The following is a 16311-nucleotide window of genomic DNA, read 5'->3' as shown; positions in this document are numbered from 1 at the left end:
GCCGAGATCATGCTCGAGATCGTCGAGCAGTTGGAAACACCAAAATGAAAAAAGCCCGCGATTTCGGCGGGCTTTTCGTTTGCGTCATCCAGGCATTTTGAACTGAGCGCCGGACTTCTCCGCTCTCGCTCTGACTCTCCAGAGCATTCGCTCCTGAGCGGTCATCGGCTCCTTGGGTTCGGGATCGGTCGCCTTGACAGGCTGCCCGGGTGTGAACGTTCTGACTCCAAAGACGCCGTGCTCCTTCCCGCCCACGAACTTGCGGATAGCGGAGAGACCTGCACGGCCGAGCGCGTCGAGTTCGAGGTCGCTCATGTCGAGTAACGTGGTCCTAAGGTCTTCCTTTACGGAACCGAGATCAAACGTCGTCCGTGCTGCCTTTGACGCCTTGGTGTAGCTGAGGACAGTGTCTACGCCGTCGCGATCGAGTGTGTGGATAGGGGCTTGGCGTGCCCGGGCCTCCTCGAATTCATTAAGGAGTTCATTCCCGGTTACATCCGGCTTGTATTCCGGGTTCGGCATCGCCCGGCCCGCGCCGTTGCCAAAGATGATCGAGAATGGCCACCTGACCAGTTGCTCGCACCAATTTATGACGCCAAGCGTATTCTTCCAAAGCCCTGACACGGCCGACATCAAAGCTCTACCAATTGCTCTCAGCACGGTGATTTCCCCTCGTTTGTGTTGCATGCCGATCTTTTGCGACCCGAACGCAAGGCGCAAAAAGGCCGAGGCGAACCTCGGCCCAAGCGATCGGCGCACTCTGAAGGGACAGGTGCCGCTCACCTATGATGATGTTGTTTCGGTCGGCGGCGAGGGGCAAGACAGCCGGCAGAAAATTATGGCTTCCAGCAGCCATTGTGTTCGCCCCAGAGATTGTGAGCGACGACATCGCGCTTCGTGTGGCGTCGGGGACGGTGGTGACCACGATACCGTCAATCAGGTCGAACAGCTCGTCAGTGTGAGGCCGACGACAAACTCCTCGATCTCGTCCTGAGCGCCGACAGTGCCGCCGAGCGACCTTACGGCAAGCCATCTCGCGAGAGACGGGACCTTCCGAAGGATCGTGGCGACATCGATCTGTCCTTCGGCGAAAGCTTTGATGTCTTCCTGGCCAACTTCGGCTTCGACGCGTTCGATGATCTCAATGAGACCCGGAGGCGAGATTTCCACCTTGGCATCGTCGACGGTGACCGTGTGGGTGCGCTTCATCGCCTTGAACGCGACGACGTTACGTTGTGCAAGTGTTGACATGTCTACTCCCTTGTCTGCGCGTGTCGGGCGCAGGTATCAGGAGAGCGTGAGCCGTGTGCGTGAGACCCGGCGGAAATTCAGGAGGGGCGCTTGGGCGAGTTCATCGACGCGTATTCGGACGACCAGATAATGGTCGAACTGCTGGAGAAGCTAATTGCCGCTGACCCAGTTGAATCATTGACGCCGGAGCGGATCATCGCATCGTCGTTGTCCAGGCTATGGGCGACAATCATGGTCGGCGCGATAGAGACCATGATCAAGTCCTGGCGGACCGATCACCCGGTGTGGCGGGAGATCGGTCGATATCTGGATTCGGGGAATAACCGGGATCGTGTTCGGCACCTGCATTCCGCGTTTACGAACTTCGGGATCGAAATCGACGAGAGTGTTTTTGAGGACTTTCTCGCGATCAAGTGCATCCGCAACACCTATATTCATGGGAAATGGAGCGAACCGCAGAGGGAATTCGTGGTGAGCCGTGGCTTTCCAGGAGACCTCATGCAGTTCACTTCCGAGCATCTCTCGAAGATCAAGGGCGTCTACATGCGGATTCTCAATGCCCTTGGCACAGTCAATGCCGTGTTAGCTCTCCACGCTTCCAAGAAAAGCTGAAAGCGTAGAGAGTGCTGAGGATCAGGCCGCCAGATCGAACATGTAGCCGAGGCCCTCAGACGTATCGAGGATCGAGCCGGAGAATTCGACGCTGGAGAAGTCATCTTCCCCGATGAGGTTGATTTCGCCGTTCGGGGCAACCTCGACCTCATAAAGGCCGTAGACCTTCGGATTTGATGTAGCGCCGACGTCCCGGACCAAGATTTCGAGTGTCGTCGATGCGCTCGCGCCGATCTTGGTTTTACTCCGGGCACCAGCGGCAATCGCGGCCGCGGTCCCCTTGATCTTGATATCCGTAGCTTCGGTCACGCCGCTCGGAAGCGACAGGATTTCAACGATGCCCAGTTCCGGGTCCCCGATCCTAAATTTCTCGGCGGGGAACGCCGTGGGCGTAGCGCCATGCTCGATCGTTACCGCGCTGATGTCCTGCTTGCCGACGAAATGGAGGCCTACGGCCGCTTACGTCTCGTAAGTGAACGAACCAGCCGTCTGAGAATACGCCACGTTCTCGCCGAGGAGCGCCATCAGGCGCACGAACGGCGTGAACTGGAAGCACGTGAACGAAACGGCGCTGTCGGTCTGTGTCACAACCTCGATCGCCTTAGTCCGAACCCGGGCGTTCTTTCTGAAGCGGGAGACCTTGGTCGGCGTGAACGACATGGCGAACTTGTCTACGTCACCAATCTGCTGCCATGCGGAGCTGACCAGCACGCCGTTGATCTTCTGGCGGACTAGGACTTCAGCACGCGGGATTTCGTAGTAGCCGGAGCTGAGAACGGAGTAAGAAGCGGCCATTGCGGTCTCCTGTTATGCGTGCAACGGCACGCTGGGATGGTTTTCTCTCGTCCGCCACGTGACGCTCCCCATGAGCTGCCTAACGGCGACGACTGTGCCACGATTGCTCACTGGGTCTGCGTGAGACCCGGCGATTCTTAGGTCTGAGGCGCGGTGCTTGCCGTCAGCGCCGGTGAGGTACGGGTCGCCCAGGAGAGCCGCTTCAATCCACTCCGTGATCTCGCGCTGGATGGTCTCGAAATTATCGGGCCGGCCGTCGTGTATGACGGAAATGACTACAATCCCAGACCTGGTCTGCGGACGTGTGCCGGGGCGGCCGCCATCAGGCGTTGATACGGAGATGTCGGGCATCCGGACACGGCAGCACGGCCACTCGGAGGGAACCATTGGGAAGTGCGCCGATTGGCCGACACGACCACCGAACTCAGGGATAGCGGCGATGACGCGCGCCTGGATAATGTCGAGAATGGCGGATTCCTCGATGGTCCATGGCTGTCCGAGATGAGATGTGGAGCGGGATAGTCTGAGGCGCATGCTGCTCTCCGTGTTTCCACGAAGAGAGCGCGATGGGCGTGCGTGAGACCCGGCTATTGTTGGGTGACAATCACAGTAATAAGTTGATGCGGTCACCGTATGATTGTGCCAAAAAGCTCATGGCGGCATTGATCTCGGAGACAACATGGCTTTTTGGAACAAGATCAGCGGGCTGAGCGGAGACAACGCAAAAGTCGCGACACAGGCAACACCCGATCAGCAAGTCGAAAAGGCATTAGACCGGGTTTGGGACGACGCATCTACAGCAATAAAGTTCTACGTTGATTTCCGGACGAAGTATAATCTTCCGCCTAGCCCAGAGATGTGGCGCGATGACTTCGCGCTTGGGTTCCTTGACGGCATCGGGTTTATCCATTTCTCTGCCTTAAACCCTGGAATCCCCGGTGCTTTAGAAGCGTTACACTCATGGAACCTTATGGTGATCCGAAATGACGTTGCTCTCCAGGACGCGTGGCTATCCATCGTGGGGGAAGCAAAGGGACATAATGGACGAGGAAAGGATGGCTTTCTGTCTGCGCTGATCCTCGAGTCATGGCGGTTGAAACGTGAGATTACGCCTGGAGCATTGGATTATCTTGCGCGTCACGAAGCGGAGTACAAAGAGCAGCATCCTGACGCTACCCAGTTCAATATGGACCACTGGTTGATCATGAGCCGCTTCGTCATGCCGTTGATCATGGCCGACAAGGAGGTCCATCCCTTATTGAAGGGATTATGATTGCTCCTCGTCGACTGGTAACTGCGGAGCAACCGACGCCGAAGTCTGGATCGTCGCCATATCAAGGCCGAGTGCACGCCTTCTGGCCTGTTCCGCCGCGCGCTGCTCGAGGACTTCTTCCCAGTCCTTGCCCTCCTCGGCGCACTCGTCCTGCAGCGTGCTGATGCTCGTCGTGATACGAAGCTGGGCGGCCTGGGCCTCGCGAACGGGGTCGAGCCAACCAGTGCCGTCGAAAATCCAGTGGCAGCGTGTCCATGCTCTCTTGAAGCGGTAGAAGTTCGGAGCCTCGGTGTACCCGCAGCCCACGGCTTCTTCGACGATCATCGGATAGATGATGTCGAGGAGATGAGACTTGAGCCATTGTTTAGCGGTCGCAACTGTGCGCCAAGCCGTATTGAAGGCCATCTTCAGGCTGACATACGATCCGCCGTCAAAGTCGCGCAGGACGAAATTCTTCGGCAGCTCCAGTCCACCGGCGGAAAGATGTCGGGTCCACGGGTCACGACGTCACCGATCTCGAAGGTCGTGCCAGTCATCCAGCACTTGGCCTGTTCATTCTTGTTGTCCGACATCAATCTCTCCCTGTTGTTGGTGTCCGACATCAATGGTGTGTCCACCGGCCGACCGGCACAAATCCGCCGACAGCGCTTTTTCTCAACAATGTTGACAGATGCCTATGTGTTGTGATTACTTTATTTTGCAAATCGTAAACATAGGGATATAGCGATGCAGTTCGACACCGTGAACGACTACCTCGAAGCCTACCGGGACAATCCGTATAATCACGGCGTCCTGCCGATCCCTTTGGTTGCCGAATATCTCGAGCGATCCGCACCGGCCATTACCGCCATGCTCAAGGCAGGAAGCCTGACCGAGATCAGCATCGGTAAGAACCGCTTCGTCCAGACGGCAAGCGTGCTGGAGAAGGATGACGCCGAGGCCAAGGATGTCGCCACCGTGCGCCAGTATCTTATGGACATGATCGACCGGGGTGAGACGGCGACGTTTTACGAACCTCTCATGACGGCGATCGGCCTGACCACGACGACCCCCGCGCATCGAACGAAGATCGGCGCGATCCTCGATCGGATTTCCAAGGACTCCCATGAAGAGAAAGGCGTCGTTCTGTCGGTTTTGGTTCACCGCAAAACGGCGGGGACGACACGGCCCGGACCGGGCTTTTGGGGGATGGTCGAGGGCGAAGGTCTTTTCAATCCAAAGGAGCAGGACAAGGACGATTTCGTCAAACAACACACGAAGCTTGTAATGAAGAAGTACGGAAAAAAGTGAGCGGAGATTCCCCGGGGAGACTGCTTGCTGTAGCTGACGGCCGTTCCTATGTGACGCCAGCAAGATAGAGGAGATTCCATGACGCAGACATTTGAATTCGACGTCGCCCAGAAACCCGTCGGCCCGCACGTCCATTCATGGGAAGCCATCGATCGGGCGAACGGCAAGAAGATCGATCTGCCCAAGGGTGGTAATGACGACGGCGTGAAGAACCTGGTCGGCCGCTATCCAGAGATCGAGGCATATCTCGACAGCGAATACGGCGTGAAGACCGACCTCACGAACGCTCGCCCCGACGACAAGATGGAATACATCGACGGCGGCACCAGGTGGACGCTGCCACGCCTTGGCGACGGTGTCACGGTTATCGTAGACGACATCAACCGCACGGTCCTTTCGGTCTCGGTTACAAGCTACCCGCCGACCGTTTGATCTCTCATGTCATGAGATCGAAAAACAAAGACCCCGTCGGTGAGGACGGGGTCTTTTTTTTGGTATCCGGAGGTGCGACGTCAGGTGATGGGGCCGAGTGCTAGGCGGATCGTGCGCTTCATCAATTCGCGGCGATCATGAAGGGTCTCGCATCGGTCTGCCGGCAGGACTTACACCGGCAGATAGAATGCAGCATCGGGTGTCAGGCAGCGGGTCGGACTTCGTATCCGGCCGCCGAGCAGATGTCCGAGAGGCGGTGGAAGACATGACGCTCGATCGGCGACAGGATCGTGTCCGGTACGTATCGGGCTGACGACGGCTTGCGGTAGGACTTGATGGTCAATGGGGCCACGCCTGCAATGATCGCGGCCGCCTTATAGTCGAGGCCGCCGATGTCGAGCAGGAATGCCAGACGTTCTTGCGACGTCATTTCCGAGCCGTCCGGGCGACGGTATAGTGTGTTGCGGTTCGGGGTCATGAAGAATGCTTCCTGATGAGTGCGAGCAAGCGATCCAGCTTCGCGTGTACGACCTTCTCCACGTCCGTTGCATAAGCGTCCAACGCCCTTGCCGTCTCAATGGTTGCCTCTGGATGCTTGTCCGAATAGCTGCCTTCGCCGACAAGATTTCCGTGATCGTCGATCCACTCGAGCGTTTCTATGCTAACCGACTGTGAAAAGTCCTCAAGGAGCGCGGCAATCGAGAACCGGATGCACGGGCGGCCTTGCTCCTGGCCGAGCCGGGGGGTGTCTAGCGAGATCAGCGCGTCCAGCCGATGAACGTTGCCTCTCCGATCGCGGTGGAAGCCAGTATTGAACAAAATATTGGCGATGCTCGAATTGAACTCATATTCATCGACAGGCATTCGGAACTTCCGGGCTTCGTCGACGAAGGCGGCTCTGGCTTCGTCGACGGCTGCCCGTACGTCATTGAAGGACTCCGTCATATGCGCGATGTCGCCGACGTCACGAAGGGCGCTAAGCCAGTTTTGACGGACGCGAGGTGAACGGATTTTGGTGGTTTCGGTATTGATCTGAAGCATTTTCATTCTCTCCTGGTGCGCCGGGTTCCAATCGGCGACGGGCGGGGGTTGTTTTCCGACCGTAGAGTAATGATTGCTCGTCTCCTTGAGGGACACTAGTATAAAATCATCAAAAAGCGAAAAAATTAACGTTGGTTAACCAATATATACTTAGAATGCGCTTGGGAAATATTTGAAATAGAAAAGGCGCGCGGTTATTTTTGGAACCCCCGCGCGCCTCCAGGAAAGATACATGCTCAACAAGCTGCATCCGTCCGACTTTTATCCGTCGACCGTGGCCGAGTGTCAAGAAAAAGCCCCGGCGTCGGGTGGACGCCGGGGGGCTGTGTTTTAGGCCGCTTCTGCTGCCGTCAGGCCCTTGCTCGCAAGGAAGTCTTCGAGCATGGGACCGAGACGTTCGGTTGCCCATTTCGCAAGGCGCAGCGGGTATGCTCCGAGCTTGCGAACCTCCAGCTCGCTTTCGACCGTAGTGAGCGGCAGGCGGAGCCAGAACAGCTCGACGGCGGGGTCCTGGATGCCGTCGAGCAGGCAATTACCGAACGGGACGATGGCTTCGATACGCCACATCTGATCGTTGTCCATGATCAGCGCGATCACAGACTCATTCGGCAGGTTCAGACGCGACGCGATGGGACCATCGCGCCAGTCGGCCTTTCCGAAGACCTCGTAGCAGCGGATGAACTGGACTTCATCGCCGTATTTCAGCTCGAACACCGGTTTGCGGTGAACGCGGAAACGGGGATCGAATGCCTTGCTCATTCCGTTCCAGTGATACAGGTCCTTGGGCATGCTTGCCTCCTTGGGCTTGGCCCCGGTCTTTCAGCCCCGGGAGCCTTGGAGAATGTTATGCTGAAAGTGGTTAGTGTTGAGGGAAGCCCCGCCGGGATCGACGGGGCCATTGGAGGCAAGAGGGTTAGACCGCCTGAGCGAACTCGGCGACGAAGTCTGCGATGAGGTCCTTCGCCTTGGCACGTGCCGCGTCGAGGTCCTCTTTGGCCTTGGCGACGAACGTCACCGCCTGTTCGAGGCCATCATGGCCAAACGGGAAGCCAAGGGTATCGAAGACGGCACCGACCTCGACGCCGTCCGGGAATTCGACCGATACGGCGAGCGGACCGGGTTCGCGGGCAGGATTGGGCGTCAGGAGATAGACGTCGTCATCGAGGGTGAGGGTGCGGCCGTCGAGAACGTCAGCGGTGGCGCGCTGGTGATGGAGCTGCATAGCAAGCTGCAGGAGCGCAGCGGCGGCCTTGAGATCAGTCGCTTGCGGCTGCGGTGCCAGTGCCGGCGAGCAAGGATGCATGCGGAAGTCCTTTCGACGGATTTTTCGACCGGCATCCGGAAGCCGAATAGCAAGATGGCTTGCTACGTATAAGCTCCTGAGTGCGGTGAATGATCGTCGACATGACTACTGCTCCTGCGAATTGAGCTCCGCTTGTAGATATGATTTCGAAATGAAACCTTGCACCGAAAAATAGACTTTTAGCTATCTCAAGGAATTTCAAATGAAAAAAACCCGCCAGTTGGCGAGGTTTCGTTTTAGAAGAGCGGTCTCAGCGGGGAAGGCACCTCGGCGTCGGCGTTGTCTAGCTCGCGCTGTTCGAGCGCCTCCGGCCACCACTCCCCCCACTCCGGGCAGTCGTCGTCCACTTCGTTTTCTGGGCGTTCAATCGTAGCAGTCATAAACGGCGTCTCCGAATTCATCCATTCCATGCTGAAGGTAGGTTGTCGCCGTGGCAAGTGACGACCGACGTGACTGACGGACAGCGCTCTGCACCCGCGTGGATATGTGGCGCTCATCGAGCGAAATGACGTCGGCGGTCTTCCGATGCGCCGGCCGTATCGCAAGGTACGCCTTACAGCCTCGAAGGAATTTCAGTGCTTTATGCCGCCTGTTCTCCTCGGTAATTGCCGACAGATACGTTTCGACGGCGTCGTGGAGGATGTCGATTATATCCAAGTCTTTCATGGCTCCCTCGTTTCTCCGGTTTCGCGCCGGCTAACCCGATGTTGTTTCCGCCGGCGGAGCGCCGCAAGCTCACGGCCGGCGGCGAGCTGGTGGCAGATCACGGAGGATGACGAGGGCTTCGGGGCCGTAGCTGCCGCCGCGGGCTGCTTCCTCGAGGCCGAGCCAACCCCACCTGAAAGCGACGTCGGCGACGAGATCGATGACGGCTGGTGACGGGTCCTCGTTCTTTGGTCCCCGGAATTGCCTGACTGCGGAGCCGTGGACTTCGAGGGTTGCCAGCGGTTCGCCGTTCTGGTTGCGAACGCCGTAAAGATGCCGAGCAGGATCGGCGAGCAGCCAGTCATATCCGCCGTGGCCGATGCAATGGCGCAGGATGCTGCCCTCTTTTCGGAGCGCCACGGGAGACAGCAATTCGACGAGGGTGTGGCCCGCGCCGAGATCGGCGGTGAAGGCCTCGTCTTCGGGCCCGAGTGTGACGTCGGCGACCTTGCGCGTCCGAAGACCTTTGTCGGCTTCATGGACGAGGCGCTCGATCGAGCCGCATTTCATCAGTTTCTTCGGGTATCCCGTGCCGTCGAGGCTGCCGAGCCAGGCATGCCCTTCGGACCGTGCAACGCTTAGCCAGTCTATGACGTGCGTGACGGATGCGCTGTGTCGCATCGTCCAGAATTGAGCCCTGTGCGCCCACTTCCGACGGACAATGTCGCCACCCAGGTCGGGCCAACCGTCGATGCGACGCCATTCTTCGCCACCGTGCTCGTCGATCGTCTGAAGCCATACCGGGTCGACAGCGTCTTGCCGAATGGCTTCGGCAAAGAAGATGCGGACCAAGCTGCATCCGATGAGGTCCTTTATCGTCCACAGGAGACGCTCCGGAACTCGAAGTTCGTGGAGCAGCTCCTGCCGTGCGACGGCGTATTCTGGATTGTCGTACTTGCTCATCACGCCGCTCCAGCAGGTTTCAGGCGGGGAGCATGCCCACGGCCGGCGAGAACGCGATCGAGGTGCATCGGCTCGTAGTCGGCGGAGCGATAATCGCGACCGACTTTAACGATGAGCTGCGAATACACATCGGCCCATTGCGCGTTGATGTCTACGAATGCCTGGAACATGGTGCGACCGTACCGACGTGCTTCGGGGAGCTTGTTCCACGACTGCTCGCGCAATCCCAGTGACGGCCACCTGAGGGCGTCCGGGGTCGGCGTGCAGCACGCGAGCGTCATTCCCCTGTGTCGGGCGACACGCTCCATTTCTCCGGCTACTTTAGCGAGATCGAGGTTGGTGACGTCGGCGAGCAGGAAGAGATCGGCCAAATGTTTGACCCGGTAATCCGTCGCCGGCTGATTGAGAACCGCCAGCCATTTCTCAGCCGCGACGGTCTCGAGTGGCACGGTCTTGATGCGGAGCGGATCGAGGCCTTTGACGAAGGAAGGCAGGTTGGAGTCGACAATGACCGGCGGCAGAGCATGGGGCTGCGGGCGAGCGACATGTCTATCTGGGAGTTCGCCCGGACGCCGCCGACCTTGCCGCGAAACTTGTATCGGCTGACAGGGTCACCGTAGCCGGTGTCGATCTCCTGGGCTTCTGGGGAGAGGAACTCGAGCGTTATGCCTCTCGCCTCAAGCAGGCGAGCTATGGTTTTGAACCCGTTCTGGATTTCCAGGTTGCTATGGCGGCGGATCGCGAGGATATCGACATCGTCGGTCTCACGGAGGGTCTGCGGAAACAGGCTGCCGCCTTTGAGGATGATCGGAGCCGGCCCCATGCCGTAGTGCCATGTGGCGCAAATGGCGTCGCCGAGAACCCGGGCGGCCGCCTTGTCGATGTTCAGGCCATGCGCCGTCACTGCCTGCTTGAGCTTGCGATCTATGCTCTCAAATATGCCGGACACTCGTGCCATGCTCGTCCCCTCAGATTTCGTTGGCTGAGGGGATCGTGTGTGCCGGCGACGCAAGTCACTACATCACTACGCGATTTTGCCGTCCTTCGATTCTAAAAAAGGAAGTAATGGGGAGAGGACACCCAAATCCAACAGGCTCAAGACGGCTTGCGCGAGGAGCTGGAGACGGCCGGCTGGGAAGTATCGGAAACCATGGGAACGAGGTCTTCGACATCCAGACGTCGAACACGTCTACGAACCTGGCGCTCGGCCATCCGTGGATCGTAGCCGCGGGAGACCAGATAATTGATCGCCATGAGCTCCAGGCCGTCCGAGCGGCGGACATCTTTCTCGGACCCGCGCTGTTCCGCCGTGTGACGGTACACGGCATGTGCCGCTGACAGTGCGGTGTCTACGGCATCCGCCTCAGGGCGCTGCTGGCGGCGAAGGCGCTCACGATACCGCTCCTGCGCTGACCGCTGCACCTCGCTCTCTGGATTTCTCGCTCTCGGCATAGCCCGATCCCTCATCACTACGACATCACTACGACATCACTACGCGATGATGATCGGCGTAGCCGACGCAAGAAACAAAGCCCCGCCGTGATCGACTAGGCTTTCAATTTTGAAATGGGACGCGCATGTCCCATTCTCGATTTTAGATGATCGACCGCAATTTGCGGACCGTTTCGGCGACGGTCAGCGGTGGATACGAGACGTACTTCGGTTTCAGCCGGCGGTCGCGGCACTGACCCCTGATAGTCATGGGAGCGCCAATCTGGACGTCAAATACTTCGCGCAGCACTTCCATGATCCGATCGGTCCCCGGGCCGTTCTCGTGCAGGATCATCATCGCGGCATCCGCCAGTGCTTGCCTGGTCGTGTCGGCAGTGCGTATCACGGTCTGACGGTCTTCCTCGGTCTTGGCAATTTTCGCCCGGCGCTCCCGAGCCTGTCGCGTCCGATGCGCCCGGAGTTCCTCGTCGGACATACCAGAAAGATCGGCCCTCGGAGGGCGGCCGCGCTTTGCCTTTACCGCTGCTGGTGGTGCCGGTTGGTCGATGAGTTCGCGCAGCAGCGCAATATCAAGTCTCTCCGCCATATTCGTCTCCCTCGTTTGCGGATTGAAGTATAGCGTGCGTGCCGGTAATGAATTCGTCAATCAAAACTACAAGTATTTTTCGGATTAAAATCTACATGTAGTTTAGAAATATAATGCCATATGATGTATATATTAAAAATTACATGTATTTTATGATATAAAAACGGCGTCGCGCACTAGGAGGCTCCGCCGCTTCGCCAATCGAGACACCTTGGCTCCCTGGTAATCCAGAAACCCATAGGCTTCGCCCACAGAACCCGAAGGGAACAGGACAGCTATCCCGTCGGCTGCAAGTGGCCGATTACCTCATCCACTCCACGGCACAACATTTTCCTCGGGGCAGGGAAGAACAAAAAACAAGCGAAGCGCCCCGTTTAAAAAATCGGGCGGAGTACAGGAAACCAGAGCAGACAATAAGAACCCTGAATCCGGAGGTCAGGCTATCTATATAGATGTCTTTCTATATCCCCATGCAATTCTGTTGATTTCTTCAGATGGCTCTAGGTCAAACTAAGGGTTTTATTGTGCACGCTTGTCCGAATTCGATGACTGCCACAATCAGGAGTCAGTAGGTCATATATGGCGATCATGGTATATATACAAGATATCTTTCTATATCACCATGCAATTCTGATGACGAGGTCATGTGGCTCTAAGGATAGGTGGAGGTTTTATTGTGAACGATTGTCAGAATGACGAGTGTATTCGTGAAGAAATTCCAAAAATATCACAAATATACTTGTGCCGGTCGTCGCCGACGGTCAGCATAGTGGTGAAGAGACGGGAACAAGAACGTGGCAATCTCAACATCGCATTTCAAATCCGACGGCACTGAAGTCATCCAGGCGTCACAGCTAACGGGAAAAGACATTCGTCGAGGCAAGGACCGCCGCGGCTTCCGGGCGGGGGACTTCGAAAAGGAAACTTCCTCAGAGCGTCACCTACTCGACAATCCGCAGGTCGAGCGCGTCCGAAACCTCGTCGAGACGCTAGGCGTCGTGGGCGCTGACCGGCTGACGGCACAAGACATCGCGGTCCACGAATATCTGATGGCGTGGGCTCGGCGCGCGGGTATCGACAAGCCGAAGCACAAGGTCGAGCTTGGGCGCTTGACCGACTATCTCGGCATCAACAAGCCGGAACGCGTATGGCAGAGCCTTGAGCGCCTCATGTCAACACTGGTCAAATATCGAATTGTCGATCCGAAGACGTCGAAACGGGCAATCAAGCCTCTGATCGAGCAGGTCGCGATGTCGACAAATCGCCTGACCTCCAAGACCGTAATCGACTATGCCATCCCCGGCGTCATCCGGGACACGATCCTGCAATCACGTTCGTGGGCGTGGCTCGACATCAACGCATTTCCAAGGTTCACGACGAAGTACACGGGGAGGCTGTACCCCAAGCTGGCCTTGATGGCAGGGTATGACTACCGAGCCCGAAAGCCATGGACGCCGACTATCGAGGAGCTGGCGCAGTTCATCGGGTATTCGGAAGCCGGTGAGGATATCCACGTCGGAAGCTTCCTCCGGGCCATCGACAAGGTCCTCATCGATCTGGAAGAACACGTGGATCGCTTCCAGGTTACATGCGTGAAGCCGAAACGAGGATCGGGCCGTGGCGGGCCGAGGGAAGGCACCTTCTTCTTTCAGACGACGACCGCCGCGAAAGGCCTGTACGAGCATCAGCCCGCCGTACTTGGTCCGACACAAGTCAATCGCATCGAGTTCCGAAAGCACTCTCCGCTGGCGTCTCGGGAGCACCCGGAGACGAGATGGTTCGCCCAGGCGCAAATGATGACCGGGATCGATGCCGACGAGCTTTCCGATCGCTGGAGAATGAATGTCGCCGACGCCCGTCTTCACCCGGAGAAACGCTTTGGGGCAATGACAGGCGCGCTCGTGACGTCCGTACTCGATGACGAAGGAGTGCGTCAGGCTTTTCGGATGTGGATCAACATGTGCGTAGTTGTCGGCGACGAAAGTCCCGAATTGCCTGTGGTTAGCGATGATACGCCGCGCGTGGCGCGGGGCAACATCGCCGGCACGTGGATCGAGGAAGAGGTCTGGTACTCCGAGGATTACGACGAGGAGGACGAACGCGAGGACCTGCGGACCGCAGGCGACTTTGCGGAGCTTGCATACGGCGAAATCGAATACTGAAAATTGGAGGGAACCAATGGAAACGATCAAACAGAAATTCATGCGCATCTACGCAAATCAGGTCCATATCCTGACGCAGGAACACATGCGCTCATTCCCGGTTACCGGCTATTGCCGGATCGACATGGTGGGCGATGACGCTCTAAAGGGCTGCATCGGTGATCAACTCTATTGTCTCCTCGGCAGCGCTCTTACGCGGCTTCGGGAAATGGACGCCGAGATCGTTCGGCGCAGGCTCTACCTGAGGCTCATCACTCTCCTCTCGAAAATGAACCTCGGAGAGCTTGAAGACGAATGTCTCGATATCCTCCGTATGCCGAGACCGGAGAAAACAAAGGTTCGAAAACCCGCTAGGCAGCACAACGCACTTCTGTTTGTCTGACGATCGCGTCTCATTAACCGTGCGATCGATCTGCCCACGAATGCCGCGTTGACAATCAAAGTCGCACGCGGCAAAGTTGCAAATACGTTGACCTCGAACTACGAGCCGAAAGCCATGAACTCACTGCGAATAGCGCCGATAGCCGCCTGATCCCCAACCCGGGGACGACCGCTGTCGTCTATTCGCAGGAGTACCAAAATGGCTGAAGACAAGCCTTCGGTCGAGCGTCGTATCGCCGACTTTCATATTTCCCGTCATCTTCGTTCTTTCCGCCGCGCGAACGCCTGTTTCCTCGTCGCCATCCTGCCGCAGGGCGTGTCTTCCCTGACTTGGAAAGATGCGACAATGGCTTGGACGAAGCATGGCGACGATGCCTCTTGGCGCTACAAAGAACCTGTCATCGTAGCCAGCGAGAGCATCCTTGACGATCTCAAGGTCTCTCGCGAGCGCGTCATCGTGCTGATCGAGCACGATGACCGCGAGAACTTGCTTAAACACGTCACTATTGCCGCCGCGGACGCAGTCATCGAAATCGACTGCCTCGATCCCAAGCTCATCCAGCTTGCCTTCCACGAAGTTGTCGGCGGCGCTCTCTCGTATTCTGAGGCCGCTGCTCTCGCCACGCTGCCTGCATCCCGTCGCCGCTTGATCTCGCTCAGCGGCCGGCCGATGTCGGCAACCATCGCACGCCTGTCGGCGGCACTGAAAAACGAAGAAGTCGCAAAAACCGAAACCGTAACTTCGCCGAAAAAAAAGACGCCAGTTCGCCCGCTGGACGAACTCCACGGTTACGGAGAAGCAAAGACCTGGGGTCTTGAGCTGGCGCGCGACCTCGCGGACTATCGCGCGGGCAACATCACCTGGGCGGACGTCGACTCTGGCCTGCTGCTTTCGGGTCTTCCGGGAACGGGCAAGACCACGTTTGCTAAGTCGCTCGCGGAAACCTGCGGCGTTGGCCTTGTCATCGGTTCCTACTCGACCTGGCTCGGCACGGGCGATGGACATCAGGGGGACTTGCTGAAGTCGATGCGCCAGGCATTTGACTTGGCGCGCAAGCTTGCGCCGTGCATCCTGTTGATCGATGAAGTCGACAACTTCGTCCAGCGCGGTAGCCTCGGAAGCAAGCGCTCAGACGAATGGATGCGTGGCGTGGTCAATTGCCTCCTCGAGTTGCTCGACGGTGCGACGTCGCGCGAGGGTGTCGTGGTAATCGGTGCTTGTAATGACGCCTCGGTAGTCGACGAGGCGCTGCGCCGTCCCGGACGTTTGGACCGTCACATCGAGCTTGGCCTTCCCGACGCCGGCGCGCGCATGCACATTCTTCGCGATTACCTCGGTGTCGACCTCGACTTGCGTCCGTATCTTCGCCGTTCCGAGGGCATGTCAGGTGCCGATTTGGAACGCGTAGCCCGCGACGCCCGTCGCTTGGCCCGCCGTGAACGCGCGGAGATTGAGCATCGCCACCTTGTCGCGGCGCTGCCGACGCGTATTCGCCGTACCCCAGACTGCATGCGCCACCTCGCACGCCATGAAATCGGACACGCCGTCGTCGGCCACGCCCTCGGCATCGGCAGCTTGCTCGTCGTGCATATCACGCAGGAGTACGATCCCAAGGCTGTTGGACCATCGGTCGCAGGAGCAGCTTCATTCCGTTCTCCCGACGGGGAACTTCGCAACGCGGCGGCTTTCGCTGATGCCATCTGCGCTAAACTGGGCGGTTTGGCTTCGGAAACGATGTTTTACGGCAGCCACGGCGAAGGTTGCATCTCTGACCTGGAAGACGCCACGTCTCTTGCTACATACATGCTGTCCTCGCTCGGCATGGGAGGCAACCTGTCGTCCGCCGGTCACCGCGATCAGAAGGCGCTTGAACAGGCTCGTTTGCTGGACCCGAAGCTCGCTCAGGCCGTCGAGGAAATGCTCCAGACGCAAGCCGTACGCGCCCGCGAAATCCTCGAGCAGCATCGCGACGCAATCGACGAACTCACCGAGTTGCTCATCCTTCGTGGCCGCATGATGGGTGCCGAGGTCGTGGAAACGATCCGCTCTTACGAAGTAGGCACAACCCTGCCGAAGGCGATGTGAAATGGCGTTCGTCAGAAAATTCTACATCGCGGACACTCA

Annotated in this window: 21 protein-coding genes; 7 read left to right on the top strand and 14 right to left on the bottom strand. The window is 58.0% G+C overall.

What is annotated here, in order from left to right; genetic code table 11:
• Positions 1-84 precede the first annotated feature (84 nt).
• Together AB4Z53_RS00840 and AB4Z53_RS00835 are read right to left on the bottom strand one after the other, a co-directional pair.
• Positions 85-660, bottom strand: a complete 576-nt coding sequence (locus AB4Z53_RS00840; protein WP_441594236.1) for a hypothetical protein — start codon at positions 658-660, stop codon at positions 85-87.
• 276 nt (positions 661-936) lie between these two features.
• Positions 937-1251, bottom strand: coding sequence for a hypothetical protein (locus tag AB4Z53_RS00835; protein ID WP_441594235.1), 315 nt, complete (start codon positions 1249-1251; stop codon positions 937-939).
• A 90-nt stretch (positions 1252-1341) separates the two neighbouring features.
• Between AB4Z53_RS00835 and AB4Z53_RS00830 the strand changes: the two genes are divergently transcribed.
• The gene (locus tag AB4Z53_RS00830; RefSeq protein ID WP_441594234.1) at positions 1342-1863 is read left to right on the top strand and encodes a hypothetical protein; all 522 of its coding nucleotides are present in this window, start codon (positions 1342-1344) and stop codon (positions 1861-1863) included.
• A gap of 21 nt (positions 1864-1884) precedes the next feature.
• Here the strand turns inward: AB4Z53_RS00830 and AB4Z53_RS00825 are convergent, their stop codons facing one another.
• Positions 1885-2172 carry a hypothetical protein gene (locus AB4Z53_RS00825; RefSeq protein WP_441594233.1) on the bottom strand — a complete coding sequence of 96 codons (288 nt, stop codon included), beginning with the start codon at positions 2170-2172 and terminating at the stop codon, positions 1885-1887.
• 150 nt (positions 2173-2322) lie between these two features.
• Positions 2323-2658 carry a hypothetical protein gene (locus AB4Z53_RS00820; RefSeq protein WP_441594232.1) on the bottom strand — a complete coding sequence of 112 codons (336 nt, stop codon included), beginning with the start codon at positions 2656-2658 and terminating at the stop codon, positions 2323-2325.
• A 679-nt stretch (positions 2659-3337) separates the two neighbouring features.
• On the opposite strand from AB4Z53_RS00820, the gene AB4Z53_RS00815 reads away from it, so the two are divergent.
• Positions 3338-3931, top strand: coding sequence for a hypothetical protein (locus AB4Z53_RS00815; protein ID WP_441594231.1), 594 nt, complete (start codon positions 3338-3340; stop codon positions 3929-3931).
• Here AB4Z53_RS00815 and AB4Z53_RS00810 read toward each other — a convergent pair.
• Both AB4Z53_RS00810 and AB4Z53_RS00805 read right to left on the bottom strand, forming a co-directional pair.
• A complete protein-coding gene (locus tag AB4Z53_RS00810; RefSeq protein WP_441594230.1) occupies positions 3926-4336 on the bottom strand; it encodes a hypothetical protein in 411 nt (136 codons plus the stop codon). The two genes, AB4Z53_RS00815 and AB4Z53_RS00810, sit on opposite strands and share 6 nt — an antisense overlap.
• Positions 4337-4338: 2 nt before the next feature.
• Positions 4339-4503, bottom strand: a complete 165-nt coding sequence (locus tag AB4Z53_RS00805; protein WP_441594229.1) for a hypothetical protein — start codon at positions 4501-4503, stop codon at positions 4339-4341.
• A 154-nt stretch (positions 4504-4657) separates the two neighbouring features.
• On the opposite strand from AB4Z53_RS00805, the gene AB4Z53_RS00800 reads away from it, so the two are divergent.
• Both AB4Z53_RS00800 and AB4Z53_RS00795 read left to right on the top strand, forming a co-directional pair.
• Complete coding sequence (locus tag AB4Z53_RS00800) at positions 4658-5221, top strand: hypothetical protein (RefSeq protein WP_441594228.1); 564 nt, start codon at positions 4658-4660, stop codon at positions 5219-5221.
• 78 nt (positions 5222-5299) lie between these two features.
• Entirely contained in the window at positions 5300-5653 is a 354-nt protein-coding gene (locus AB4Z53_RS00795) for a hypothetical protein (RefSeq protein WP_441594227.1), read from the top strand.
• A gap of 202 nt (positions 5654-5855) precedes the next feature.
• Here the strand turns inward: AB4Z53_RS00795 and AB4Z53_RS00790 are convergent, their stop codons facing one another.
• The 8 genes from AB4Z53_RS00790 to AB4Z53_RS00755 form a co-directional block, all read right to left on the bottom strand.
• On the bottom strand, positions 5856-6131 hold the full coding sequence (locus AB4Z53_RS00790) for a hypothetical protein (protein ID WP_441594226.1): 276 nt from the start codon (positions 6129-6131) through the stop codon (positions 5856-5858).
• A complete protein-coding gene (locus tag AB4Z53_RS00785) occupies positions 6128-6694 on the bottom strand; it encodes a hypothetical protein (RefSeq protein ID WP_441594225.1) in 567 nt (188 codons plus the stop codon). The genes AB4Z53_RS00790 and AB4Z53_RS00785 overlap by 4 nt, the downstream gene beginning before the upstream one ends.
• A gap of 330 nt (positions 6695-7024) precedes the next feature.
• The gene (locus AB4Z53_RS00780) at positions 7025-7483 is read right to left on the bottom strand and encodes a hypothetical protein (RefSeq protein ID WP_441594224.1); all 459 of its coding nucleotides are present in this window, start codon (positions 7481-7483) and stop codon (positions 7025-7027) included.
• A gap of 124 nt (positions 7484-7607) precedes the next feature.
• Positions 7608-7997 (bottom strand): hypothetical protein, encoded by a 390-nt coding sequence (locus tag AB4Z53_RS00775; protein ID WP_441594223.1) that lies wholly within the window; start codon positions 7995-7997, stop codon positions 7608-7610.
• Positions 7998-8360: 363 nt separating this feature from the next.
• Complete coding sequence (locus AB4Z53_RS00770) at positions 8361-8663, bottom strand: hypothetical protein (RefSeq protein ID WP_441594222.1); 303 nt, start codon at positions 8661-8663, stop codon at positions 8361-8363.
• A gap of 69 nt (positions 8664-8732) precedes the next feature.
• Complete coding sequence (locus AB4Z53_RS00765; protein ID WP_441594221.1) at positions 8733-9605, bottom strand: PcfJ domain-containing protein; 873 nt, start codon at positions 9603-9605, stop codon at positions 8733-8735.
• Positions 9605-10114, bottom strand: coding sequence for a nucleotidyl transferase AbiEii/AbiGii toxin family protein (locus AB4Z53_RS00760; RefSeq protein ID WP_441595201.1), 510 nt, complete (start codon positions 10112-10114; stop codon positions 9605-9607). Before AB4Z53_RS00760 ends, AB4Z53_RS00765 begins: the two co-directional genes overlap by 1 nt.
• 1085 nt (positions 10115-11199) lie before the next feature.
• The gene (locus tag AB4Z53_RS00755) at positions 11200-11643 is read right to left on the bottom strand and encodes a hypothetical protein (protein WP_441594220.1); all 444 of its coding nucleotides are present in this window, start codon (positions 11641-11643) and stop codon (positions 11200-11202) included.
• A gap of 794 nt (positions 11644-12437) precedes the next feature.
• Here AB4Z53_RS00755 and AB4Z53_RS00750 point away from each other — a divergent pair.
• From AB4Z53_RS00750 to AB4Z53_RS00740, 3 genes are all read left to right on the top strand, one after another.
• Positions 12438-13805, top strand: coding sequence for a hypothetical protein (locus AB4Z53_RS00750; protein ID WP_441594219.1), 1368 nt, complete (start codon positions 12438-12440; stop codon positions 13803-13805).
• 16 nt (positions 13806-13821) lie between these two features.
• On the top strand, positions 13822-14187 hold the full coding sequence (locus AB4Z53_RS00745) for a hypothetical protein (protein ID WP_441594218.1): 366 nt from the start codon (positions 13822-13824) through the stop codon (positions 14185-14187).
• Between the two features lie 198 nt (positions 14188-14385).
• Complete coding sequence (locus AB4Z53_RS00740; RefSeq protein WP_441594217.1) at positions 14386-16272, top strand: AAA family ATPase; 1887 nt, start codon at positions 14386-14388, stop codon at positions 16270-16272.
• The last annotated feature ends 39 nt before the right edge of the window (positions 16273-16311 follow it).

It is taken from the genome of Ensifer sp. 2TAB8, assembly GCF_052115125.1.
GTDB lineage: Bacteria > Pseudomonadota > Alphaproteobacteria > Rhizobiales > Rhizobiaceae > Ensifer.
The sequence above is the reverse complement of the archived record's forward strand: the minus strand, read 5'-3'. Positions and strand labels throughout refer to the sequence as shown.